The organism is Ruminococcus sp. OM04-4AA (assembly GCF_003462585.1).
Lineage (GTDB): Bacteria > Bacillota > Clostridia > Lachnospirales > Lachnospiraceae > Mediterraneibacter > Mediterraneibacter faecis.
Genome location: NZ_QTZH01000168.1, coordinates 1 through 716 on the forward strand (window position 1 = coordinate 1; position 716 = coordinate 716).

General features: G+C 45.0%; 2 rRNA genes. Both read left to right on the forward strand.

Features of this window, described 5'->3' with window-relative positions:
* Positions 1-97, forward strand: a 16S ribosomal RNA gene (locus DXB52_RS15955); the annotation flags it as partial.
* Between the two features lie 209 nt (positions 98-306).
* Positions 307-424: ribosomal RNA gene (rrf, locus tag DXB52_RS15960) — 5S ribosomal RNA — on the forward strand.
* The last annotated feature ends 292 nt before the right edge of the window (positions 425-716 follow it).

Below are 716 nucleotides of genomic sequence, written 5' to 3' on the forward strand. Positions count from 1 at the left end.
AACCGTAAGGAGGGAGCTGCCGAAGGTGGGACCGATAACTGGGGTGAAGTCGTAACAAGGTAGCCGTATCGGAAGGTGCGGCTGGATCACCTCCTTTCTAAGGAAGAAAAAAGTAGAGAGTTTTTACTGTTGTCTATTGTTTAGTTATCAATGAGTGAGTGCACAGATTTGGAAGCACAGATGCGTGTAAGCTTGCTTACGAAAGCAGATGTGATGCCAAAGATGTATATGAGGGATTGCACTAGCGAGGATACGCAAAGCGGATTCGAGCGGGCAAGACCGGCACGAACGGAGATAACCAATCTTTTTGGTGGCGATGCGCTTAGGGGTAACACCCGTTCCCATCCCGAACACGATGGTAAAGACCTAAGCGGCCGATGGTACTGCACTGGAGACGGTGTGGGAGAGTAGGTGGCCGCCAAATTAAAAGAAAGAAACCAAGGCAGAGACGCTGCCGAAGTTGAACATATAGATACAGGCAAAGATGAGCAACAACTTATCGCCGCCAACACAATCAGCAGGGCAGTGCTGTTATGATAGCTGGTTTCACCAGTGATTAGAGTTCAAAAAGCTTTTGAGTTCTAATGACTGATGAAAAAGTCAGTCAGATGAAGAACTGAATAAGGACTTCATCTTATGTACCTTGAAAACTGCATATAGTAAAAATCAATAGATTTAGATAAATATCTAATCAAGACATCCGAGGTAATGTTAAC